A 22,150-nucleotide genomic window follows, 5' to 3' on the forward strand; every position below is an offset into this window, starting at 1 on the left:
CCTCCCATGCGGCTGCCCTCACTCTTCAGGCGAACGCCCTTCCGTCTGACGCTGTTGTTCCTTGCCCTGTTCGTGGCAACGGCCAGCGCAGTGATGAGCTATGTCTATATGGCTTCGGCAGCCGAAGCCCGCTCTCGCGCCGAGGCCAGCGTCCGCGCCGAGGTCGAGACCCTGATCGGTATCTACCGGACACGGGGCCGGACGGCGCTGAACCAGACGCTGATCGACCGCACGCTGCGCGGTGACAAATATCTCTACCGTTTGCGCGACGAGACGGGCCAGGTCGTAACCGCCAATATCTCGGACATCCCCTCGGGAGTGGACAGCGGCGAGTGGGAAACCTTCCGCCTCACCGTCACCGATGACGAGGGGCGCGTCCAGCGCCGCCAGTCTATCGGCATCGACACCCCTCTATCGGGCGGCGAACACCTGTTTGTCGGCGAAGACATCGGCGACATTGAAGCCTATCTGGAGCGCCTCACGCAGGCGCTGTGGATGGCCATGATCCTTGTGCTGGTCTTGGGCATCGGCGGCGGCCTGATCGTTAGCCGCCGCGTTGAAAGAGCGATGGGCCGCCTGAACCGCGTGGTCTCGGCGGTGCAGGAGGGCGACCTGAAGGTCCGTGTTCCTGTACGCAACTCCGGTGACGAACTGGACGAACTGTCCCAAGGCTTGAACACCATGCTCGACCGGCTGGAAGGCTCGATGGCCTCCATCCGCCATGCCGGTGATGCCATTGCCCACGACCTTCGCTCGCCGCTCACGCGCATGCGCGCCAAGATGGAAGTTGCGCTGATCGACGCCGAGGCGGGGCGCATCAACGGCGTCGATGCCCTTGAACTGGCGCTTGGCGAGGCTGACAGCCTGCTCAAAACCTTCAACACCGTTCTGGCGATTGCCCGTTTGCAAGCCGGCGGGGCACCTGATCCCAAGGTGTTTGACGCCGCCATTCTGGCGCGCGACATGGCCGAGCTTTACGAATATTCGGGCGAAGAGAAGGACATCGAGTTCGAGTCCGAGATCGAGTGCGACCTGTTCGTGGAAGGCAACCAGCCCTTCCTCGCGCAGGCACTGGCCAACCTCATCGACAACGCTATCAAATACACCCCTGCAGGCGGGGCCGTAATGTTCCGCGCGCGCCGACGCTCCGATGGGGCCATCGAATATTCGGTCACCGACAATGGACCGGGCATCCCCGAGGAAGACCGCGAGCGGGTGCTGCAACGGTTCGTGCGCCTGGACAGCAGCCGCACGGAAGCGGGCTCGGGCCTGGGCCTGTCGCTGGTGACCGCTGTCGCCGAGGCGCACGGTGGCCGGATCGAACTGGACGAGGGGCCCGGCGCATTTGATGGACGCGGGCCGGGACTTCGTGTTGCGTTGGTCCTGCCTCCCGCATCTCCGCCCGAAGACACTGCCGAAGCCGAATGACTGAAACAGCCTCCCGCCTGATAGATCTCATCAGCCCTTGCGGGCCGGTCACCGATCAGGACGCCGCCCAGCGCCTCTATGAGAGATTGTCGGAAGCGGCCGACGAGGCTGGCTGGCGTGACGATTTGGAGGCGGCGTGGCCCTCACTGGCTCCGGTATTTGCGGCCTCGCAGTATTTGGGCGGGATTGCCCGTCGCTGGCCCGCTATTTTGCATCGCGTGCTGACGACCCCGCCGGATGAGAGGCTTGCAGCGCTTCTGGCTGAAACCGAAGCTCTGGACGGGCCGCCCGACGAGACCAAATCGCCTCTGCGCCTTCTGAAGGCCGAATTGCATTTGATGACCGCCCTGTCCGATCTTGGCGGTGCATGGTCATTGGACCAGGTCACAGGCGCGATTGCCCGCTTTGCTGATGCAGCCGCGCAGGCGGCCCTTGCGTCTGCAGCCTCCGGCTGGCGTCGCCGTGGGAAACTAACGTCGGCGGCCGATGATCCGCGCGGACCTGTGCCCGGCCTGTTTGTCCTGGCCATGGGCAAGGGCGGGGCGTTCGAGTTGAACTATTCGTCCGACATCGACCTCAGCCTGTTCTACGATCCCGAAGTCGTCGCCAGTGTGCTGGACGACAGCGTCGAGCCGCAGAATTTCTGCAACCGTTTGGCTCAAGGTCTGGCGACCCTGCTGACGGAACGGACGGCCGATGGCTATGTCTTCCGCGTGGACCTGCGCCTGCGTCCGGATCCGTCCTCAACGCCGCCGGTGGTCGCGGCACCGATGGCCCTGACCTACTACGAAGGCGTCGGCCAGAACTGGGAGCGTGCGGCCTTTATCAAGGCGCGGGTCTGTGCAGGCGACCAGGCCGAAGGCACCGAGTTCCTCAAGGCGCTCAAGCCCTTCATCTGGCGCCGCAGTCTGGATTATCAGGCGGTGCTGGATATCCAGTCGATCAAGAAACAGATCCATACCTATAAGACCGGCGAAGGCCTTGAAGCTGCAGGGGCGAACCTCAAGCTTGGGCGCGGCGGCATCCGCGAGATCGAGTTCTTCGTTCAGACACAGCAGTTGATCCTCGGCGGTCGTAACCCTCAACTGCGCTCGCCCCGTACACTGGATGCTTTGGAGGCCCTGACCGAGGCGGGTCACATCACGCCCCAAACCTGCGACCAGTTGAAGGCGGCCTATCGGGTCCTGCGCGACCTCGAACACCGCGTGCAAATGCTCCAGGACGAGCAGACGCACGCCCTGCCAGCCGATCCGGAGACCCGCGCCAAGGTGGCCGCCCTTTATGGCGAAGATGATCTAGCCGAGTTTGATCGCCGGATCGAAGAACTGCTGGTCAGCGTCAACGGCATCTATGGCGAACTGTTCAGTGAAGGCGAGCAGCTTTCGTCCGACTTCGGCAGTCTGGTTTTCACCGGCGTGGAAAACGATCCGGGCACGCTGGAAACCCTCGCCCGCATGGGCTTTACCGAGGCCGCCAGCGTGTCGGAGACTATCCGAAACTGGCATCATGGCCACATCAACGCCACCCGCTCGGCGCGTGGGCGCGAACTGTTTACCCGACTGGCTCCAAGGCTGCTCGAAGCGGTGGCCGCAACCGGTGCGCCCGATGCCGCCTTCCGTCGCTTTGCCACCTTCTTCTCTGGACTGAAGGCAGGCGTGCAGGTGCAGGCGTTGTTCCTGAACCAGCCGCGATTGTTCGAGATGGTCGTGGGCGTCATGGCCTTTGCGCCGCGTCTGGCGCGTATTCTGGGCCGCCAGCCGCAAGCGCTGGATGGCGTGCTGGATGCCCGCTTCCTCATCCCACTGGGCGAGGACACGGGCGTGGTGGACCAGTTGATCGCCGAGGCCGCAGAGGCGGGCGATTTTGAAAACGCGATGAATGTGGTGCGCCGCCTGCAACGCGAGCAGGCGTTCCGCATCGGCATGAACGTGATTACCGGACGGGCGTCGGCGGTTCAGGCGGGGCTGACCAATACCTCCCTGGCCGACGGCTGTATGAAAGCCCTGTCGCCTGCTGCACTGGCCGAGGCCGAGCGCATGGGCGGCAAGCTTGCGGGCGGCGAAGTGGCCGTCGTGGCGCTGGGCAAGGCCGGCTCGCGTGAGATGACGGCAGGGTCCGATCTGGACCTGATGACCATTTACAACGCACCCGCCGATGCGGTCACAGATGCCAAGGGTTGGGGGGCGGAGACCTTTTTCGGACGCTTTACCCAGCGGTTGATCGCGGCCCTGTCGGCCCATACCGCCGAGGGCGGGCTTTACGAGGTCGACATGCGCCTGCGCCCCACGGGGTCGAAGGGACCGGTGTCGGTGCGGCTGAACAGCTTCGTAGAATACTACGCGCAGGAAGCCGACACATGGGAGTTCATGGCCCTGACGCGCGCCCGCGTCGTGTGGGCGACCAGCGACCGTTTCGCCAAACAGGTCGCCGATACGCTCGAGGCCGTCTTGCGGCGTCCGAGACCGGGTGTCGATGTGGGGGCTGATGTCCGCAAGATGCGCGACCTGATGGACCGCGAGCGCAGGCCCAAGGGCTTCTGGGACATGAAGCTGACCCCGGGCGCGCAGGTGGACGCAGAGTTCGTCGGCCAGTACCGCCAGCTGATGCATGCCGCCAATGGCGGAGCGCTGACAGTATCGACCCTAGAGGCGCTGACGGACGATCCGCTGCTGGCGGAATCCTGGCGCTACCACCAGCATCTAGCGCAGATCATGGCCTGTGCCTTCGATGGGCGCGGAGACCCTGATCAGGAGCCGGCCGGTTTCCAGCAGGCGCTGGCAAAGTCGGCGGGCGAAGAAGACTTCGAGGCCTTGAAGGCCGCCCTGGTGCGACTGCGCCAATCGGCCCGCGTTGCGTTCGATCAGGTCCTGCCCGAGGTCAAAGAACCGGAAAGCCATTAGGCGAACAGCACTATCGACGGAACTTCCGATGCCGCGCGTGTAACCCTAAGGGTTCACACAGTGTAAAAGGCGTTTCGGAACAGATCATGCTGGCGACAAAGGGAAGATTACGGCGACTTGCGCCGGGCCGCCCCTTGGCGCTGGGCCGAATGTGCGGCAAAGGGGATGACCCAGCTGTGCTTGCGTCCCTTGGGGGGGCGCGACACGTCTCCACACAGGCACGAAACGACCTTGGCACGGATCGACGATCCAGACGAAGAGCTGCTTGGCCGTGTGGCGAAGGGGGACCCTGCTGCAATCCAGGCCATGGTCGCGCGCAAACTTCCGCGCATCCTGAACCTTGCCGCGCGCCTTCTTGGCGATCCGATCGAAGCCGAGGATGTGGCGCAGGAGACCATGCTGCGCGTCTGGAAACAGTCCGCCAAGTGGAAGCCGGGGCAGGCCAAGTTCGACACCTGGATTTATCGTGTGGGTCTGAACCTTTGCTACGATCGTCTGCGCCGTCGTCGCGAGACGCCGGTCGAGACCTTCCCCGAAATGGTGGACGACGGTCCGGCACCGGATCGGGGCTTGTTGGCTGCCGAGACGGGCGCGCGGGTACAGCAGGTGCTTATGCGTCTGCCGCAAAGACAGCGCGAGGCGATCGTGCTGTGCCACTATCAGGAACTGGGCAATATCGAAGCCGCGCAGCTGATGGGGATCAGCGTCGAGGCCTTGGAAAGCCTTCTGTCTCGCGCCCGCCGCACCTTGCGTGCGTCACTGGAAGATCTGGCCACCCGGCCGCGTACCAATCGGAGGGGGAATTGAGATCATGATGACCAAAGACCGGTTTGAGTACCTCCTTGATGCCTATGGTGCAGACTTTGCGCGCTGGCCCGCCGATGCGCGTGACGCTGGTCGCGCGGCACTGCACAGCGATCCGCAGCTTCAGGTTGCGTGGGCTAAAGCCGCTGCACTGGACGATATGATCCGGTTGCCCAATCTGGTGCCCTCCGCCGCATTGCGCGATCAAATCATTGCATCGGCCACCAAGGCCGGTCTGCGCGCGCGCCGCATTCGTCGCGCCTTGCTGGCTGTCTGGTCGGGTGCAGGCGTCGCAGCTACGGCCGTAGCGGGCGCTGCGCTCGGCATCATTATCGCCCACCAGTTGTCGGCCCCGATGCGCGCAGACACTGTCTTTTATCAGGCCAGCCTTCAGGGCGCAGACGATACCGACTTGCTGGGCGTCGAAATGGCATCTCTGGACGTGAAACGCTGATGACCTCGCGCACTCTTAAAACCGCGCTGGCGGTATCGGTCGCCCTGAACGTGTTTCTGGTGGCAGGCGGTGCCGCGGTCTGGGTCAAGACCCGCGACGCCGCCCGTGCAGAGCAGTCCAGCCGCTCCAGCCGCACTGAAACGGTGATGGAACTGGTGAACGCCCGCTCCCCCGCTGTCGCAGAACCGCTGAAAGAAAAGCTGCGGGCGATTGCGCTGATGGCTCGTCCCGATTTCGAGCAGGCGCGTGCCGCCCGCCGCGAGGCCATCAACATCACTGCCTCGGATGATTTCGACGCCGAGAAAGTCGACGCCTTGCTGGCAACCTCGCGTGCCGCCGAGGCACGAGGGCGTGCGGTTCTGGAATCGGGTGCCGTTCGCGTGCTCGCGGAGCAGCAGCCTGATGATCGCAAGGCACTGGCCCGCATTCTCGCCCGTCACCGCACCAGCAAGGCCAAGGCCGAGAAACCGGCAGAGAAATAAACCGCTTTAAGCGGCGGTATGCAGGCGCGGGGCAGGGTGAAGCCCCTGCGCGGTCTTGACCGACTTTACGGGTATGTCGAACCACACGGTCGTTCCGGTGCCCAGTTCGCTTTCGATCGTCATTTCCGAGCCGTGAATCTCGATCAGCGACTTGGTCAGGGCTAGGCCAAGCCCGGTGCCCTGTGTCGTCTTGGCGTGTTGGTTCTCGACCTGCACAAACGGCTGGGCCAGTCGCTTGATATCCTCGGCGGCAATGCCGATACCGGTATCGCGAATGGCCACACGCACCACACCCGGACGCTCCATCAACGGGGTCAATTCCAGCATGACGCGACCGGCGCGCGGCGTGAATTTGATGGCGTTGGACACAAGGTTCAGCAGCACCTGTTTCATGCCACGCAAATCGACTTCGGCCTCGACCACATCCGGTGCATCCAGCGTCAGGGCCAGACCCGCTTCTTCGGCGCGGCCCCTCATCAGATGCACTACTTCCCGACCAAGCGCAGCCATGTCCGTGCGCTCGTAATAGAGGTTCAGCTTGCCGGCCTCGATCTTGGCCATGTCGAGGATGTCGTTGATCAGGCTCAGCAGGTGCTTGCCCGAGGTGTGGATGTCGACGGCATAGCCCTTGTAGCGACGATCCCCCAACGGGCCGAACATCTCCTGCGCCATGATCTCGGAGAAGCCGTTGATGGCATTCAGCGGCGTGCGCAGTTCATGGCTCATATTGGCCAGAAACTCCGACTTGGACTGGCTGGCAGCCTCGGCCCGCGTCATTGCGGCCTCATACTCCTTGGCCAGTGTCGCCAGACTGGCGCGGCTGCGCTCCAAGGCATTTACAGTGCGCTGGAGTTCCTCTGCCGCCCGGCGACGCTCGTTTTCCTGCTGGCGGATGAGGGTCACATCGGCGGCGATCACCACCGTGCCGCCATCGCCGGTAAACCGCTCGGTCATCTGCAGCCAGCGGCCGTCCTTGAGTTCCACTTCGCGCACGCCTGCGCGGCGCTGCTCGGATTTTTGCTCCGATCGAATGGCTTGTGCGGCGATCCGGTTCAGGTCGTTCTTTAAAGCCCCGCGATAGAGCGCGCCCTTGGGGAAGTCGAAAGCGTCCTGGAATGCTTGGTTCCACATCACCAGATGACCCTGACGGTCAAACAGGACAAAGGCATCCGAGACGCTCTGGATGCCGTCGATGAGCCGGTTCTCCGCCGCCTGTGCCTTGGCCTTGATGCGGCGCGCTTCGGTGACGTCCAGCGCGATACCCATGAGATGGCTGAACTCGCCCCGACGCGGATTGAGACGCGCACGGCCGCGCACGTCGATCCAGCGCACGCCCCCATCGGCCAGTGGCAGAGGGAATGCGAGATCGAAATGACCGGTCAGCCTCGCCTCGGCCATGGCCGCGACGAAGCCGTCACGATAGTGCGGATGGATGCGGTCGATGATCTCGGTATGGGTGAGAACGGAGCCTGTCGGCACCTCGAAAAGGGCCGTCATATAGTCGGAAAAGGTGATATGCCCCTTCTCCATATCCCAGTCCCAGACCCCGCACTGCGCGGCCTCTACGGCGATACGGAAGCGGCGCTCGGTTTCGCCCCACTCGCGACGACGACGATCCTGCCGGAAGATCTGCAGCGCAAAGAACAACAACAGGGCTACCCCGGCAGCGAGCGGGATGACCAGCAATCGGGCATCGTCACGCCAGCGTTCGAAGACGGTCGGGGCAGGGCGATCCGCCACCACCGCTAAACCGCTGTCTCCGACAAGCCTTGCCTTGGTCATGCGGCCCTTACCTTGTGGGTCCGGCAGGATAGCGCCGTCGCCGAACAGGGTTGGGGGCAGTTGGGATTTGGGGTGCAGTTCCAAACGCGTGTCTGCAACAGTTGGCGTGGGTGCAGGTGCGGGCGCGCTGACGGCCAGAAGCTTCCCGTCACGCGTCTTGCGCGCAAGATGAAGACGGCCTTCCTCGTAGCTAATGCCTTCGACGGCGCGTGTATTCTTGCCGACCGCGACTAGGGGTGTCCCCTGCGCGGTCGTCAGCAAAAGGGCGCTGCCGGACAGATTGCGGGCGGCCAGTTCCATTGCCGACAACGCGCGCTCGGGTTGGGCGGCATATCCGGCTTCGGCTGTGGTTAGCAGGCGATCCATATCGCCAAGTTGAGCAGCGACCGTCTGAGCGAAAACGTGTGCGTCGAGCGACAGGGTTTCGCGCATCAGAGCATCGACTTCGCGCTCGGGGCGGGACTGGTCGCGGGCAACCAGCAGCAAAGCCATGGACAGGATCAGCAGCGCCGCCAGAATCAGGGCGCGTTCATAGGGCCGTCCCCATAGACCGGGATGGTCTGTGGCGCGGCGTCCCCGTCCTTCGCTGCGTCGCTCGATCCCGCGCACGAAGAGGCCCCTCCCTGCGTTCGTGAAGGGCTAAACTAGGCTGTTTTGTCAGTCTGTGTCGAGAGCTTGGCTATGGGGCGCGGGTTTCAGGCCGCTTCATCGCCCATATTTGTCGGCGTGTCCGTGCGGTCGGTCAGAGCCGGGCGTGATGCGGGCATCGGCAGGCTATGAATCCGGCGCAGGATGGCCTTGCTGGCCTCGGCCAGTCGGCGGGCTTCGGGCGGGGCATCCATGGGGCTTTCGTCCACCGCCTCGATGATCTGGTTCAGGATGCTGAGCATGTCGGGCGCGGCGGCAATGATGCGGGCCTGCTGCTCGATCACCTCGGGAAGCCGGTCATATTCGGCACCCGGCACGCGCCATCCACCCCAGTCCGCCTCGTCGGTGACAACCACCGGATAACTTCCGGGGAAGGGGTGGTGGGCGCAGTCGTTCTGGTCCTGCCATTTGTTACGGGCACGCAGCACGCGCCAGTTTCCAAGGTTCTTGAGGCCCTCGCTTTCAGGCAGTTGCAGTTCGCTGCCTTGAAACTCGCGTCCCAGACCTACGTCATAGGTCACGCGCACAGGTTCGTCGAAGCCCTTGGCCCAAACAGGAATTACCCGTTCGACGTCAGCCCAAAGTCCAACGCTTTCGACCCAGACCTTCTGACCTTTTTGAAACTGCGCGCGCGCCATTGCATAAGCCCCGTACCACTCGTCGTCGCTAACCATAGCTATAAGCCGTTAGCGACACCTTGGGAGAGATGGTTACCGGAGACCCTTAACCGTGACCATTACTAATTAGGTCAAACAACCACTTATGGCTGCGATATGCTTTCCAGAGCCTCGCCTGCATAGCGTTCCTTAACCTTTACAGACAGGTCGCCCAGCGAGACCACGCCGACCAATCGACCATGTTTGTCCGTGACGGGCAGACGACGGATACGCGCACGGCTCATGAGGTCCAGAGCGGTTTTCAACTCGTCCGTATCCAGCGCGGTGATGGCGTCGCGCGACAGGTATTGACCCACCGCATCTCCGGCACTGGCACCCTTGGCAAGCGCGCGCACAGTCAGGTCCCGGTCGGTGATAGTGCCGATCACGCGGTCTTCCTCGACCACCGGCATAAAGCCGAAATCGCCCTGCGCCATCCGGCTGGCGATGTGTTGGAGGGTATCCTCCGGGCGCGCGACTTCGACGTCGCGGCTCATCAGGTCTTTGATCTTCATTTCCTGCTCCTGAAGCGGATCGGCCGAGCGGCCTCCCAGAATAAAGACGGGGGCAGGGGAAACTGTTCCTTAGTGCAACGCTAGGAGGTTCGGGGAAACGTCGCTATCTCCTTAGTTGTGAACCGAGATCAGGATGGTGCCGATGGCCTCTGAAACTGCTGCATTGGGATTGGGCCACGTCACCGCCCTGTTGGCTGCGGGCGTGGTAGCGGTGTCGGTGGCACGCAAGATCGGCCTCGGCTCGGTGCTGGGCTATCTGCTGGCCGGCGTTGCTCTGGGGCCGTTTGGACTGGCGGTGGTCAAGGAGCCGCAGGTCATTCTGCACGTCGCCGAGTTCGGCGTGGTGATCTTCCTGTTCATCATAGGTCTGGAGATGAGGCCGACGCGGCTTTGGGCCATGAAGGGCGAGATATTCGGTCTTGGCACCGCGCAGGTCCTGTTGAGCGGTCTGGTTCTGACCCTGATCGCCTATGCGTCGGGAGTGCCGCTGGCGGTGGCGTTTGTCGGGGCCATGGGCTTTGTCATGTCGTCGACAGCCGTCATCATGCAGATGCTGGAAGAGCGCGGGCAGATGGCCAGCGCCGGAGGCCGCCGTGCCGTCTCGATCCTGTTGTTTGAAGACCTCGCCATCGTGCCGCTTTTGGCCATTGTGGCCCTGATAGGTGCGCGGGTTGCGCCGGTGCACGAAACCGGCTCACCGCTGTGGATGACGGCAGGTCTGGCTGTGTTGGCGGTTGTCGGCGTGCTGGTGGCAGGCCGCTATCTGGTCAATCCGGTATTCGGCTTCCTTGCCCGAAATGGCGGGCGCGAAGTCATGACGGCGGCGGCCCTTCTGGTGGTGGCAGGCACGGCGTGGCTGTTGGATGCTGTGGGCTTGTCGATGGCGATGGGGGCCTTCCTCGCCGGTGTACTGCTGTCGGATTCCACCTTCCGTCACCAGCTTGAAGCCGATGTAGAGCCCTTCAGGGCCATCCTGCTGGGGCTGTTTTTCCTGTCGGTCGGTATGGCGCTGGACCTGTCGGTGGTGGCCGATCAGTGGCAGTTGGTGCTGGCCGGTCTGGCGGCCTTCATGGTTGCCAAGGCCGTGGTCATCTATGCAGTCGGACGCCTGTTCCGCCATAACCACCGCGAGGCGATGGAGCGGGCCACCTTGTTCGCGCAAGGCGGCGAGTTCGCCTTCGTCCTTTACAGCGCGGCCGTGGCGGCGGGTGTGATCGACGGCAACGCAAGCGCTACCTTGTCTGCCATTGTCATCCTCTCTATGGCCCTTACTCCGCTGACGACTTTGGCGACCAGCCGCCTGTTACCCAAGGAGCAAGGTTTGCGGGTGGAGGATGCCGACGATGTTGAATCCGCCAAGGACCTTGTCGGGCGCGTTCTGATCATCGGCTTTGGCCGCTTCGCCCAGGTCGCCTCGCAACCTCTGTTGGCGCAGGGCGTGGATGTTTCCATCATCGAAAAGGATGTGGAGATGATTCAGGCGGCCGCCAATTTCGGCTTCAAGGTCTATTACGGCGACGGCACAAGGCTGGACACCTTGCGTGCGTCGGGCGTCGAAAAGGCCGAGGCCGTTCTGATCTGTGTCGACGATCAGGAAGCCACCGACCGGATTGTCGAACTGGTCATCCACGAATTCCCCGGCACCAAGGTCTTCGCCCGCGCCTATGACCGCGGCGCGACCCTGCGACTGCTCAAGGCGGGCGTCGATTATCAAATCCGCGAAACCTTCGAGTCGGCCCTCGTCTTTGGCGGCGAAGTCTTGCGCGAACTCGGTACGCCCGATGTCGAGATCGAGGAAACGCTTGAGGACGTCCGGAACCGCGACGCCCAGCGCGTTGATCTGGAACTGGCCGGAGGCCTCGAGGCCGGACGCGTTTTGATGCGCGGGAACATGACAACGCCCCAGCCCTCGCCCTATATCAAGCCGGTACGGGAAGGGCAGGTTATCACTGTCGATCCTGCCTCGTCTGACGCTTCGGGAAGCTAACCGCCTATGGTCAACGTCGATATCGCCAAGCGCGCCTATGATCATAGCTGGCGGCTGGACCCCATTGTGCGCAGTCTGCTGGATACCGACTTCTACAAGCTGTTGATGCTGCAACTGATCTGGCGTCGTTTCCGCGACGTGCCGGTGACGTTCACGGTCATCAACCGTACCAAGACGGTGCGTCTTGCCGACGAGATCGACGAGGCGGAACTGCGCGCGCAACTGGATCACGTGCGCACCCTGCGGTTCAGCAACAAGGAACTGATCTGGCTGGGTGGTAACACTTTCTACGGTGTGAAGCAGATTTTCACGCCGGACTTTCTGGCGTGGCTGGCGACCTATCAACTGCCCGAATATGACCTGTCCAAGACCGAAGACGGTCAGTTTTCACTGACCTTCAGCGGTACGTGGGCGGATGTCACGCTGTGGGAAATCCCGGCGCTTTCGATCATCAACGAACTACGGGCCCGCAAGGCGCTACGCCGCATGGGTCGGTTCGAGCTGGATATCCTCTATTCGCGCGCCAAGACCAAGCTGTGGGAGAAGATCGAGCGCTTGCGCAAGCTGGACGGTCTGGTGATTTCGGACTTCGGTACCCGCCGCCGCCACGGCTTCCTGTGGCAGGACTGGTGCGTAGCGGCCATGAAGGCGGGGCTGGGCCAGTCCTTCATCGGCACGTCCAACGTCCTGTTGGCTATGAACAACGACATGGAAGCCATCGGCACCAACGGGCACGAACTGCCGATGGTGGTGGCGGCCATGGCGGGCGAAGACGACAATGCCCTGCGCAATGCGCCCTATCGGGTGCTGGAGGAGTGGCGCCAGACCTATCACGGCAATCTGCTGATTGTTCTGCCGGACGCGTTCGGTACCAAGGCGTTTCTTGACGATGCGCCGGACTGGCTTGCCGACTGGAAGGGCTTCCGCCCCGACAGCGCCCCGCCCATCGAGGGCGGCGAGATCATCATGGACTGGTGGAAGTCCAAGGGCGTTGATCCGCGCGATCGTCTGCTGGTCCTGGCTGACGGGCTGGACGTGGACACCATCGAACAGGCCCACGCCCATTTCAAAGGCCGCGTCCGTACCAGCTTTGGCTGGGGCACCAATCTGACCAATGACTTCCGTGACTGCGCACCCATCGACGCGCCCGAACTGACGCCCATCTCGCTGGTGTGCAAGGTGACGGAGGCGGCAGGTCGTCCCGCTGTCAAACTGTCCGACAACCGTGCCAAGGCGACCGGCGATGCCGATGAGGTCGTCCGCTACCAGCGCGTATTCGGCGAGGTCGGTCGCGACCAGCGCGAGGTGCGCGTTTAGGCCGTCACCGGAACACCGGACAGCCAGCAGGCATTGATGAAGGTGACTTTCACCGCGAACGGAGCCTGTATCCCATGTCCGCACTCAAGATCGGCGTCATTGTCGGCAGTCTGGCCAAGGCCTCTATCAACCGTAAATTGGCGCAGGCTCTGACAGGGCTTGCCCCCGAGGGTGTCGAGTTCTTCGACATCAGTATCGACCTGCCGCTCTATTCCTATGACTACGACGCCGATTATCCGCAGGCGGGCAAGGACCTGAAGGCAGCCATCGAGGGCGCAGACGGCATCATCATCGTGACGCCAGAATATAATCGCTCCATCCCCGGTGGTTTGAAGAACGCTCTAGACTGGGCCAGCCGCCCTTGGGGGCAGAACAGCTTTAATGGCAAACCTCTGGCCGTGATCGGAACTTCCCCCGGAGCAATCGGAACGGCAGTCGCCCAAGCGGCGCTTCGTCCGGTGCTAGGCTTCCTGAACGTCGCCCAGATGAACCAGCCCGAGGCCTATATCCAGTTCAAGTCGGACCTGCTGGACGAGCAGGGCAAGGTCACCAACGCCGATACCGAAAAGTTCCTGCGCGGTTGGGTCGAGAGCTTCGTAGAGTTTACTTCCCAGCACAAAGATTAATTTGCCCATTGGTATCGGGCAGCAAAAAGGGCGCGGTCATCGCTGACCGCGCCCTTCGATTTTGGGATATCGGACCCGTTAGTCGCGGGCCAGACCCATGCTGCGGTTCAGCCACAGGGCCAAAAGGGTGATCAGCGCACCCGACAGCAGATACAGGCCGCCGGCTGGTGCACCAAACTTCGATGCCAGCCAGAGGGCCGCCATCGGTGCGAAGCCTGCACCGAACAGCCACGCCAGATCCGACGTGAGAGCCGAAGCCGTATAGCGGTTACGCGGGGTATAGGCCGAGGCGATGACGCCCGAGGCCTGACCAAAGGCAAGACCCAGCAGGATGAAGCCGAGGATCATATAGGTCAGCTCGCCTGCGAAACCGCCATCCAGCAGTTGCGGCGCAAAGCCCGAGAAGACGGCGATAGCCGCTGCCGTACCGCCCAGAAGTTTGCGGCGTCCGAACCTGTCAGCCAGCCAGCCCGACAGCGCGATAGCTACTGCACCGAAGCAGGCACCGATCATCTCGACGACGAGGAAGCGGGTCGGGGTTTCGTCCGTGAACAGATAGACCCACGACAGCGGATACACAGTCACCATGTGGAACATGGCGAAGGCGGCCAGCGGTGCGAAGCTGCCGATCAGGATGCGGGTGCCTTCTTCCTTAAGGGTCGAGCCAATCGAGGTTGGCTTCAGTTCCGAGGAGTGGAAGGCCGACTGGAAGGTCGGAGTCACAACGATGCGCAGACGGGCGAACAGGGCGACCACGTTGATGGCAAAGGCCACGAAGAACGGATAGCGCCAGCCCCAGGCAAAGAAGTCTGCCGGTGTCAGCTTGGCGGTGAAATAGGCGAACAGGGCGCTGGCCACGATCAGGCCGAACGGGGCACCCAGTTGCGGCACCATGGCGTACCAGCCCTTTTTATTCGCCGGTGCGGATACGGCCAGCAGCGAAGCCAGACCGTCCCACGTACCGCCCAGAGCGATGCCCTGACCCAGACGCAGCACGATCAGCATGACAGCGGCCCAATGGCCCGCCGTCTCGTAGCTGGGCAGGAAGCCGAGGCATACCGTCGAAATGCCCAGCAGGAACAGGGCGATGGTCAGCTTGGTGCCGCGGCCGAACTTGCGGTCGATAGCAATAAACAGGGAGGAGCCGATCGGGCGGGCAATAAAGGCCAGCGCGAAAACAGCGAAGGAAAGGAGGGTACCGCCCAGAGGTCCTGCATACGGAAAGACCAATTGCGGAAACACCACGACCGAGGCGATGGCATAGACGAAGAAGTCAAAAAACTCCGACGTACGGCCAATAATTACGCCAACAGCAATTTCACCCGCGTCGATTTTGCCATGTCGCGCGTTGATCTGGCTGGCGTCCCGTTCGAGGGACTCGGAAGAAGGCGCGCCTGAAGCGTTCATGACAGATGCCGTTCTCTGCGACCGGGCGTCAAAGCGCCCATATTGATAGAATGAATGAGCCGCTCCTTTGCTCCGCGCAGCCCGTGCGCGGGATAGGACGGATTGTCCAATGTCCGTTGTTTGTCTTTAGGCATACGGGGCCATGGCAATGACCGAAACCTTGCCCGCAACCCCCGCCAATCCGGTCCGCCGCGCGCTAAGATCGCGTCTGCTGCGGCCGCTCGCCCTTGCGCCATTGATGGCCGCCTTGTCGGGCTGTGAGGCGATTGTCCTGGCTCCGGCCGGCGATATCGCCATTCAGCAGCGCGACCTTCTGGTGTTCTCGGTGCTTCTGATGCTGCTCGTCATAGTGCCTGTCATGGCGCTGACGGTCTATTTCGCATGGAAGTACCGCGCCTCGAACAAGCAGACCGAAGAAGAATACTCGCCCGACTGGGATCACTCGACCCATCTGGAGCTGGTGATCTGGGCCGTTCCGCTGCTGATCATCATCTGCCTTGGCGCCGTGACCTGGACAGGTACCCACCTGCTGGACCCGTACCGTCCGCTGGATCGCATCAAGGATGGTGAAGCCGTCTCCGAGGCTCACACGCCGCTTCAGGTCGAAGTGGTCGCCCTCGATTGGAAATGGCTGTTTATCTATCCGGAATACGGCATTGCCACCGTCAATGAACTGGCGGCACCGGTTGATCGCCCGATCCGCTTCCACATCACCTCTTCGGGCGTGATGAACAGCTTCTATGTCCCTGCGCTGGCTGGCCAGATCTACGCCATGCCCGGCATGGAGACCAAGCTGCACGCCGTGATCAACCGTCCGGGCGAATACACCGGCTTCTCGGCCAACTATTCGGGCGACGGCTTCTCGAACATGCGCTTCGCCTTCCATGGTATGGACGACGAAGCCTTTAACCAGTGGGTCGCCAAGGTGCGTGCCGGTGGTTCGGCGCTGGACCGTGACGCCTATCTGGAGCTGGAACGTCCCAGCGAGAAGGTGCCCGTCACGTATTACAGCGGCATTGAACCCCAACTGTTCGACGCTGTGGTCAACATGTGCGTCCAGCCTGGCAAGATGTGCATGGGCGAGATGATGGACATCGACCGCAAGGGTGGCCTTGGTGTGGATGCGATCCGCAACACCTTGCCGCTAGTCTATGACAAGTATCACCGTCGCGGCACCGCGGTCTTCGGATCGGGCGAGAGCTACGTCATGCAGGTCTGCACCCCGCTTGAAGCGGAGCGCGCTGCTGTCGAAGCCAGCATGCGCCGTCAGGCCAATGCCGAGGTGCTGGACCGCGCCAATCCGTTCAACCGTCTGACCGGAGCCGCTCTGGCTGCCCCTGGCACACGCTCCGGTGTTCCGCAAGGTTCGACCGTCAAGGCCGAACAGGTCGGCTTCCAACCTCTTACTGTCGGGGCGGCGCGTGCGTCCGTCTCGCAATCCTGAGTGCCGTCATGGCTTCTGAAACCATTGTAGAAACGTCGCCCCTGCTAGGGCGTCTGAGCTGGGCGGCAATACCGACCGAGCCGATCGTATTGGTCACCTTTGCGGTGGTCGTGCTGGGCGGGTTGGGCGTGTTGGCGCTGCTGACCAAATACAAGATGTGGGGCTATCTCTGGAAAGAGTGGTTCACCACGGTCGATCACAAGAAGATCGGGATCATGTACATGATCCTGGGTCTGATCATGTTCCTGCGCGGCTTTGCCGATGCGGTCATGATGCGTCTGCAACAAGCCATGGCGTTCGGCGGGTCCGAGGGCTATCTGAACGCGCATCACTACGACCAGATCTTCACTGCCCACGGCGTGATCATGATCTTCTTCGTGGCTATGCCGATGATCACGGGCCTGATGAACTATCTGGTCCCGCTCCAGATTGGCGCGCGCGACGTGTCGTTCCCCTTCCTGAACAACTTCTCGTTCTGGATGACGACCGGCGGTGCCATCATGGTCATGGCATCGCTGTTTGTGGGTGAGTTCGCACGCACCGGCTGGCTGGCCTATCCGCCGCTGTCGGGCATTGCCTACAGCCCCGGCGTCGGCGTCGACTATTACATCTGGGCGCTACAGGTGGCGGGCGTGGGGACAACCTTGTCCGGTATCAACCTGATCGCGACCATCGTGAAGATGCGCGCTCCGGGCATGGGCATGATGAAGATGCCGGTGTTCACCTGGACCTCGCTGTGCGCCAACGTCCTGATCGTCGCGTCCTTCCCGATCCTGACCGCGACGCTGGTTCTTTTGTCGGCTGACCGCTACGTGGGCACCAACTTCTTCACGAACGACTTCGGTGGCAACCCGATGATGTACGTGAACCTGATCTGGATCTGGGGTCACCCGGAAGTTTACATCCTGATCCTGCCGCTGTTTGGCGTCTTCTCGGAGGTCGCCTCGACCTTCTCGGGCAAGCGCCTGTTTGGCTACACCTCGATGGTCTACGCGACCGTCTGCATCACCATCCTGTCGTATCTGGTGTGGCTGCACCACTTCTTCACCATGGGCTCGGGTGCGTCGGTGAACTCGTTCTTCGGCATCACCACGATGATCATCTCGATCCCGACAGGGGCGAAGATCTTCAACTGGCTGTTCACGATGTATCGTGGCCGCATCAAATTCGAACTGCCGATGATGTGGCTGATCGCCTTCATGCTGACCTTCGTCATCGGCGGCATGACCGGCGTCATGCTGGCCGTCCCGCCGGCAGACTTCGTGCTGCACAACTCGCTGTTCCTGATCGCCCACTTCCACAACGTAATCATCGGCGGTGTGCTGTTCGGCCTGTTCGCTGCCATCAACTACTGGTGGCCCAAGGCCTTCGGCTTCAAGCTGGACAAGAAGTGGGGCCTCGTCAGCTTCTGGTGCTGGGTGGTCGGCTTCTGGGTCGCCTTCGCCCCGCTCTATGTACTGGGCTTCATGGGCGTGACCCGTCGTATGCGTGTCTTCGATGACCCGTCGTACCAGATCTGGTTCGTCATCGCCGCCATCGGCGTGGCCATCATCGCCGTCGGCATCTTCGCCATGCTGGTGCAGTTCGCTGTATCGATCATCAACCGCGACAAGCTGCGTGACGTGACGGGTGACCCGTGGAACGGCCGTACGCTGGAATGGGCGACCTCGTCGCCGCCGCCGGCCTACAACTTCGCCAAGACCCCGGTCATCCACGACTCCGATAGCTGGGCCGACATGAAGTCGCGCGGCTATGTGCGTCCGACCAAGGGTTTCGAAGCCATTCACATGCCTTCGAACACCGGCACCGGCGTGATCCTGTCGGCCCTCAGCATGGTCTGCGGTCTGGCACTGATCTGGTACATCTGGTGGCTGGCTGCCGCGAGCTTCCTGGCGATCATCGTCGTAGCGATCGCACATACGTTTAACTACCGCCGCGATTACTACATCCCGGTGGAAGAGGTTGAGGCGACCGAGGAAGCTCGGACTGTCGCCCTGGCCCAACTGCAAGCGAAGGGCTGATCCGATGAGCGCTGTTCAAGCTCCCATCAACCCCGACTACGTGGATGCCGAGGGCAAACCCCTCTGGCATCCGGTCAGCGAGCCGCATCATCCCGAAGGCTCCAGCACCATGCTGGGATTCTGGATGTATCTGATGAGCGACTGCCTCATCTTTGCGATGCTGTTCGCCGTCTATGCCGTAATCGGTGGCAACTATGCCGGTGCGGTTGGCCCGCACCACCTGTTCGACCTGAACCTGATTGCCGTGAACACGGCCATGCTGCTGTTCTCGTCGATCACCTACGGCTTCGCCATGCTGGCGATGATGAAGGGCAAGATCACCCAGACGCTGGTGTGGCTGGGTGTGACCGGGCTGTTCGGTCTGGCCTTCCTCGGTATCGAACTTTACGAGTTCAACCACCTGATCCATCTGGGCGCGACGCCGCAACGCAGCGGCTTCCTGTCGGCCTTCTTCCTGCTGGTCGGCACCCACGGCCTGCACGTTACCTTCGGTATCATCTGGCTGGTGACGCTGATGGTGCAGGTGAAAATGAAGGGTCTGATCCCGGCTAACAAACGTCGCCTGATGTGCCTTTCGATGTTCTGGCACTTCCTTGACGTGATCTGGATCGGCGTCTTCACCTTTGTCTATCTGATGGGGATGCTGCGATGAGCGGACACGACACCCACAACGAACACCACGACGAGCACCACGACGAAGTCGGCTATCACGGCTCGTACCGTGATTACCTGATCGGCTTCATCGCCTCGGTGATCCTGACGGCTATACCGTTCGCTCTGGTTATGACCGGCGTCCTGCCCGTCCAGACCACGGCCATCCTGATCGTGGCCTTCGCCATGGTTCAGATGGTCGTTCACATGATCTACTTCCTGCACCTGCATCCGAAGTCGGAAGGGGGCTGGAACATGCTGGCCTTCATCTTCACCATCGTTGTGGTGGTGATCGCAGTGGCCGGCTCGGTCTGGGTCATGTGGCACCTGAACACCAATATGATGCCTGTTCACAACATGACGGGCATGGGCTGAGGTTCAGCATGACAGACGGGAAGTTTTCCCATTCTGCGCATAACGAAGGCGGTCACCGTGAAGGTGGCCGCCTTTGGCGCGTTATGGTGGTCACGGTTTTCCTGCTGCTGTTTGCAGGGTTCATGGCGCTGGGTATCTGGCAGGTGCAGCGACTGGGCTGGAAGTTGGCCCTGATCGAAAGGGTCGAGACGCGCATCCACGCCGCGCCCGTCGATGCTCCCGCACCGGATGTGACCATCACGCGAGACGACCATGAATACCTGCGGGTCAAAGCATCGGGCCGCTTCCGCTATGATCAGGAAGTCACCGTAAAGGCTGTGACCGAACTGGGCGGTGGCTGGTGGGTGCTGACCCCGCTGGAAACCTCGCGCGGCTTCACCGTGCTGGTGAACCGTGGCTTCGTCCCGCCCGAGATGAAGGACAACCCTCCGGCTGGCCCGGACGCGGGCGAGGTGGTCGGCCTTCTGCGCCTCAGCGAACCCAAGGGGGGCTTCCTGCGTGAAAATGATGCGGCGGGCGGTCAGTGGTTCTCGCGCGATGTCGCGGCCATCGGCGAAGCCAAGGCGCTAACCGCGCCGCTTGCGCCCTATTTCATCGATGCCCAACCCGCCCGACCACAGCAACCCGCCGATTTCCCGCGCGCGGGTATGACGGTGGTAAAGTTCGCCAACAGCCACCTTGTCTATGCCCTGACGTGGTTCGGCTTGGCAGTGGGCTCTCTGGTCGGCATGGTCCTTGTGCTGCGCGAGCGTCGCCGCAAGCAACGGGCCGAGGTTTGATATGGGGTCACTGTTTGACCTCCTGACAGGACAGACAGACGACACGCCGATGGCTCCGGGTGCTGCGGGCCGTCGCAACATGCTGTTGCTGATCCAGCTGCGCTGGCTGGCGGTGTTTGGTCAGGCTCTGACAATTGCCATCGTGCACTGGGGCTATGGCATTACCCTGCCGCTGGGCTGGCTGTTGCTGGCTCCGGCGGCGCTGGTGGTACTCAATCTGGTCAGCCTGCCTCTGGTGAAGCGCCGCAAAGCCATCACCGACGGCGAGATCTTTACGGCCCTGTGTATCGACGCCGGTGCCCTGACGTGGCTGCTCTATTTCAGCGGCGGGGCGACCAACCCGTTCTCGGCGCTGTTCGTGATGCAGATTGTGCTGGCCGCGGTGCTCTTGCGCCGTCGCTATGTATGGGCGTTCGTACTGGGCACGAGTGCCATTCTGGCCGCCCTGACGCTGTTCCATCAGCCGCTGTTGCTCCCCGACGGTGCTGATGAACGTCTTGGACTGCTTGTTCAGGGCTCGCTGATAAACTTCATGCTGATCGCCGTGCTGTTGGCCGCCTTCGTCAGCCGCACCATCCGCAACGTCCGCGCCCGCGACGCATGGATGGCTGAGAGCAAACAACAGGCTGCCGAGCAGGAACACATTGTCCGCATGGGCCTTCTGGCTTCCGGCGCGGCGCACGAACTGGGGACGCCTCTGGCATCCCTGAGCGTGATCCTCGGAGACTGGAGACATATCCCCGCCATTGCCGATGACGATGATCTGGCCACGGACGTCATCCAGATGCAGGCCGAGGTGGATCGCTGTAAATCCATCGTCACCAACATCCTGATGGCCGCGGGCGCGGCGCGGGGGCAGGCTCCCCGCGTCATGCGACTGTCCCAGTTCCTTGCCGAAGTGGTGCAGGAATGGCGCGAGCGGGGTCAGGGCCAGATGAAGGTGCAGGTGCTGGGTCCCAGCCCGCATGATCCGCACATCATTGCCGACGAGGCCTTCCGTCAGGTTCTGAGCGCGCTCATCGACAATGCCTCCGAGGCCGATGCGGGTAGCCTGTCTTTGAACGCTGTGGCCGATAGCGAACAGATCATTCTCAGCTTCCTCGATGATGGTCCTGGCATACCGCAGGATATCCTGTCCAAGCTGGGCCAACCCTATCAGAGCACCAAGGGAAGGGCGGGGGCGGGCCTCGGTCTGTTCCTGCTGGTCAACACCATGCGCACTCTGGGAGGCGAAGTTGTCGCCTCGAACCGTCGCGAGGGCGGTGCTAGTGTTCAACTCCGCTTGCCGACCGAGGCACTGGCCCCGAAATGACAACCATGACCCCCGAGACCCGCAGCCTGCTGATTGTCGAGGATGACGAGTCCTTCGCGCGCACCCTGCGTCGTTCGTTCGAGCGGCGGGGCTATCAGGTGCTGTCGGCCCGCAATCCCGAGGACATGCGCCTCGTTCTGGCCAACCAGAGCCCGCAGTATGCCGTAGTCGATCTCAAGCTAGGCACCTCCTCGGGGCTGACCTGTGTTCAGGAATTGCACGCCTTTGATCCGGAAATGGTCATCGTCGTTCTGACCGGCTTTGCCAGCATCGCCACGGCGGTCGAGGCGATCAAACTGGGCGCGCGTCACTATCTGGCCAAGCCCGCAGGCACCGATGAAATCGAGGCTGCCTTCACCAAGGAAAGCGGTGATGCCTCGGCCCCGCTGACGGCCCGCCCGACATCGATCAAGACGCTGGAATGGGAGCGTATCCACGAGACGCTGGTGGAAACCGACTTCAACATCTCCGAGGCGGCGCGGCGTCTCGGCATGCACCGCCGTACTCTTGCTCGAAAGCTGGAAAAGCGCCGCGTCACCTAAGCGAACGGCGCTCGCATACC

Annotated in this window: 19 protein-coding genes; 15 read left to right on the forward strand and 4 right to left on the reverse strand. The window is 62.3% G+C overall.

Annotation, left to right across the window (positions count from 1 at the left end):
• Window positions 1-6: 6 nt before the first annotated feature.
• From OB03_RS12140 to OB03_RS12160, 5 genes are all read left to right on the forward strand, one after another.
• On the forward strand, window positions 7-1,428 hold the full coding sequence (locus tag OB03_RS12140; RefSeq protein ID WP_242914911.1) for a sensor histidine kinase: 1,422 nt from the start codon (window positions 7-9) through the stop codon (window positions 1,426-1,428).
• On the forward strand, window positions 1,425-4,328 hold the full coding sequence (locus OB03_RS12145; RefSeq protein ID WP_461344315.1) for a bifunctional [glutamine synthetase] adenylyltransferase/[glutamine synthetase]-adenylyl-L-tyrosine phosphorylase: 2,904 nt from the start codon (window positions 1,425-1,427) through the stop codon (window positions 4,326-4,328). Before OB03_RS12140 ends, OB03_RS12145 begins: the two co-directional genes overlap by 4 nt.
• A gap of 231 nt (window positions 4,329-4,559) precedes the next feature.
• Complete coding sequence (locus OB03_RS12150) at window positions 4,560-5,135, forward strand: RNA polymerase sigma factor (RefSeq protein ID WP_242914915.1); 576 nt, start codon at window positions 4,560-4,562, stop codon at window positions 5,133-5,135.
• A 4-nt stretch (window positions 5,136-5,139) separates the two neighbouring features.
• A complete protein-coding gene (locus tag OB03_RS12155) occupies window positions 5,140-5,586 on the forward strand; it encodes a hypothetical protein (RefSeq protein ID WP_461344316.1) in 447 nt (148 codons plus the stop codon).
• Window positions 5,586-6,068 carry a periplasmic heavy metal sensor gene (locus OB03_RS12160; RefSeq protein WP_461344317.1) on the forward strand — a complete coding sequence of 161 codons (483 nt, stop codon included), beginning with the start codon at window positions 5,586-5,588 and terminating at the stop codon, window positions 6,066-6,068. The genes OB03_RS12155 and OB03_RS12160 overlap by 1 nt, the downstream gene beginning before the upstream one ends.
• Window positions 6,069-6,074: 6 nt before the next feature.
• On the opposite strand, the gene OB03_RS12165 is transcribed toward OB03_RS12160, so the two are convergent.
• From OB03_RS12165 to OB03_RS12175, 3 genes are all read right to left on the reverse strand, one after another.
• Window positions 6,075-8,459, reverse strand: coding sequence for a PAS domain-containing sensor histidine kinase (locus tag OB03_RS12165; RefSeq protein ID WP_461344318.1), 2,385 nt, complete (start codon window positions 8,457-8,459; stop codon window positions 6,075-6,077).
• A gap of 86 nt (window positions 8,460-8,545) precedes the next feature.
• Window positions 8,546-9,136, reverse strand: a complete 591-nt coding sequence (locus tag OB03_RS12170; protein WP_242915131.1) for a hypothetical protein — start codon at window positions 9,134-9,136, stop codon at window positions 8,546-8,548.
• 122 nt (window positions 9,137-9,258) lie between these two features.
• Entirely contained in the window at window positions 9,259-9,669 is a 411-nt protein-coding gene (locus OB03_RS12175; protein ID WP_242914922.1) for a CBS domain-containing protein, read from the reverse strand.
• A 142-nt stretch (window positions 9,670-9,811) separates the two neighbouring features.
• Between OB03_RS12175 and OB03_RS12180 the strand changes: the two genes are divergently transcribed.
• The 3 genes from OB03_RS12180 (at window position 9,812) to OB03_RS12190 (ending at window position 13,599) form a co-directional block, all read left to right on the forward strand.
• A complete protein-coding gene (locus tag OB03_RS12180; RefSeq protein ID WP_242914924.1) occupies window positions 9,812-11,656 on the forward strand; it encodes a monovalent cation:proton antiporter-2 (CPA2) family protein in 1,845 nt (614 codons plus the stop codon).
• A 6-nt stretch (window positions 11,657-11,662) separates the two neighbouring features.
• Complete coding sequence (pncB, locus tag OB03_RS12185; RefSeq protein WP_461344319.1) at window positions 11,663-12,973, forward strand: nicotinate phosphoribosyltransferase; 1,311 nt, start codon at window positions 11,663-11,665, stop codon at window positions 12,971-12,973.
• 74 nt (window positions 12,974-13,047) lie between these two features.
• Entirely contained in the window at window positions 13,048-13,599 is a 552-nt protein-coding gene (locus tag OB03_RS12190) for an NADPH-dependent FMN reductase (RefSeq protein WP_242914928.1), read from the forward strand.
• A 78-nt stretch (window positions 13,600-13,677) separates the two neighbouring features.
• On the opposite strand, the gene OB03_RS12195 is transcribed toward OB03_RS12190, so the two are convergent.
• Window positions 13,678-15,006 carry an MFS transporter gene (locus tag OB03_RS12195; protein ID WP_461344320.1) on the reverse strand — a complete coding sequence of 443 codons (1,329 nt, stop codon included), beginning with the start codon at window positions 15,004-15,006 and terminating at the stop codon, window positions 13,678-13,680.
• A 148-nt stretch (window positions 15,007-15,154) separates the two neighbouring features.
• Between OB03_RS12195 and cyoA the strand changes: the two genes are divergently transcribed.
• The 7 genes from cyoA to OB03_RS12230 are packed head-to-tail and all read left to right on the forward strand — an operon-like array spanning window position 15,155 to window position 22,130.
• Window positions 15,155-16,450, forward strand: coding sequence for a ubiquinol oxidase subunit II (cyoA, locus tag OB03_RS12200; protein WP_461344321.1), 1,296 nt, complete (start codon window positions 15,155-15,157; stop codon window positions 16,448-16,450).
• Between the two features lie 8 nt (window positions 16,451-16,458).
• Window positions 16,459-18,471 carry a cytochrome o ubiquinol oxidase subunit I gene (gene cyoB, locus OB03_RS12205; RefSeq protein ID WP_461344322.1) on the forward strand — a complete coding sequence of 671 codons (2,013 nt, stop codon included), beginning with the start codon at window positions 16,459-16,461 and terminating at the stop codon, window positions 18,469-18,471.
• A gap of 4 nt (window positions 18,472-18,475) precedes the next feature.
• Window positions 18,476-19,123 carry a cytochrome o ubiquinol oxidase subunit III gene (cyoC, locus tag OB03_RS12210; RefSeq protein WP_242914935.1) on the forward strand — a complete coding sequence of 216 codons (648 nt, stop codon included), beginning with the start codon at window positions 18,476-18,478 and terminating at the stop codon, window positions 19,121-19,123.
• Window positions 19,120-19,497, forward strand: coding sequence for a cytochrome o ubiquinol oxidase subunit IV (gene cyoD / locus OB03_RS12215; protein ID WP_461344323.1), 378 nt, complete (start codon window positions 19,120-19,122; stop codon window positions 19,495-19,497). The genes cyoC and cyoD overlap by 4 nt, the downstream gene beginning before the upstream one ends.
• A gap of 8 nt (window positions 19,498-19,505) precedes the next feature.
• Window positions 19,506-20,276, forward strand: coding sequence for an SURF1 family protein (locus tag OB03_RS12220; RefSeq protein WP_461344324.1), 771 nt, complete (start codon window positions 19,506-19,508; stop codon window positions 20,274-20,276).
• A 1-nt stretch (window position 20,277) separates the two neighbouring features.
• Window positions 20,278-21,588 carry an ATP-binding protein gene (locus OB03_RS12225; protein ID WP_461344325.1) on the forward strand — a complete coding sequence of 437 codons (1,311 nt, stop codon included), beginning with the start codon at window positions 20,278-20,280 and terminating at the stop codon, window positions 21,586-21,588.
• Window positions 21,589-21,593: 5 nt separating this feature from the next.
• The gene (locus OB03_RS12230) at window positions 21,594-22,130 is read left to right on the forward strand and encodes a response regulator transcription factor (protein WP_242914943.1); all 537 of its coding nucleotides are present in this window, start codon (window positions 21,594-21,596) and stop codon (window positions 22,128-22,130) included.
• Window positions 22,131-22,150 lie beyond the last annotated feature (20 nt).

The organism is Brevundimonas sp. GN22, assembly GCF_054824005.1.

Bases quoted from the DNA above. Each gene is read 5' to 3' on its own strand.
- OB03_RS12195 (WP_461344320.1), bottom strand. From the start codon at position 15,006: ATGAACGCTTCAGGCGCGCCTTCTTCCGAGTCCCTCGAACGGGACGCC.
- cyoC (WP_242914935.1), top strand. From the start codon at position 18,476: ATGAGCGCTGTTCAAGCTCCCATCAACCCCGACTACGTGGATGCCGAG.
- OB03_RS12220 (WP_461344324.1), top strand. From the start codon at position 19,506: ATGACAGACGGGAAGTTTTCCCATTCTGCGCATAACGAAGGCGGTCAC.
- cyoA (WP_461344321.1), top strand. From the start codon at position 15,155: ATGACCGAAACCTTGCCCGCAACCCCCGCCAATCCGGTCCGCCGCGCG.
- OB03_RS12230 (WP_242914943.1), top strand. From the start codon at position 21,594: ATGACCCCCGAGACCCGCAGCCTGCTGATTGTCGAGGATGACGAGTCC.
- OB03_RS12160 (WP_461344317.1), top strand. From the start codon at position 5,586: ATGACCTCGCGCACTCTTAAAACCGCGCTGGCGGTATCGGTCGCCCTG.
- OB03_RS12180 (WP_242914924.1), top strand. From the start codon at position 9,812: ATGGCCTCTGAAACTGCTGCATTGGGATTGGGCCACGTCACCGCCCTG.
- OB03_RS12145 (WP_461344315.1), top strand. From the start codon at position 1,425: ATGACTGAAACAGCCTCCCGCCTGATAGATCTCATCAGCCCTTGCGGG.
- OB03_RS12190 (WP_242914928.1), top strand. From the start codon at position 13,048: ATGTCCGCACTCAAGATCGGCGTCATTGTCGGCAGTCTGGCCAAGGCC.
- OB03_RS12225 (WP_461344325.1), top strand. From the start codon at position 20,278: ATGGGGTCACTGTTTGACCTCCTGACAGGACAGACAGACGACACGCCG.
- pncB (WP_461344319.1), top strand. From the start codon at position 11,663: ATGGTCAACGTCGATATCGCCAAGCGCGCCTATGATCATAGCTGGCGG.
- OB03_RS12170 (WP_242915131.1), bottom strand. From the start codon at position 9,136: ATGGCGCGCGCGCAGTTTCAAAAAGGTCAGAAGGTCTGGGTCGAAAGC.
- cyoD (WP_461344323.1), top strand. From the start codon at position 19,120: ATGAGCGGACACGACACCCACAACGAACACCACGACGAGCACCACGAC.
- cyoB (WP_461344322.1), top strand. From the start codon at position 16,459: ATGGCTTCTGAAACCATTGTAGAAACGTCGCCCCTGCTAGGGCGTCTG.
- OB03_RS12155 (WP_461344316.1), top strand. From the start codon at position 5,140: ATGATGACCAAAGACCGGTTTGAGTACCTCCTTGATGCCTATGGTGCA.
- OB03_RS12140 (WP_242914911.1), top strand. From the start codon at position 7: ATGCGGCTGCCCTCACTCTTCAGGCGAACGCCCTTCCGTCTGACGCTG.
- OB03_RS12175 (WP_242914922.1), bottom strand. From the start codon at position 9,669: ATGAAGATCAAAGACCTGATGAGCCGCGACGTCGAAGTCGCGCGCCCG.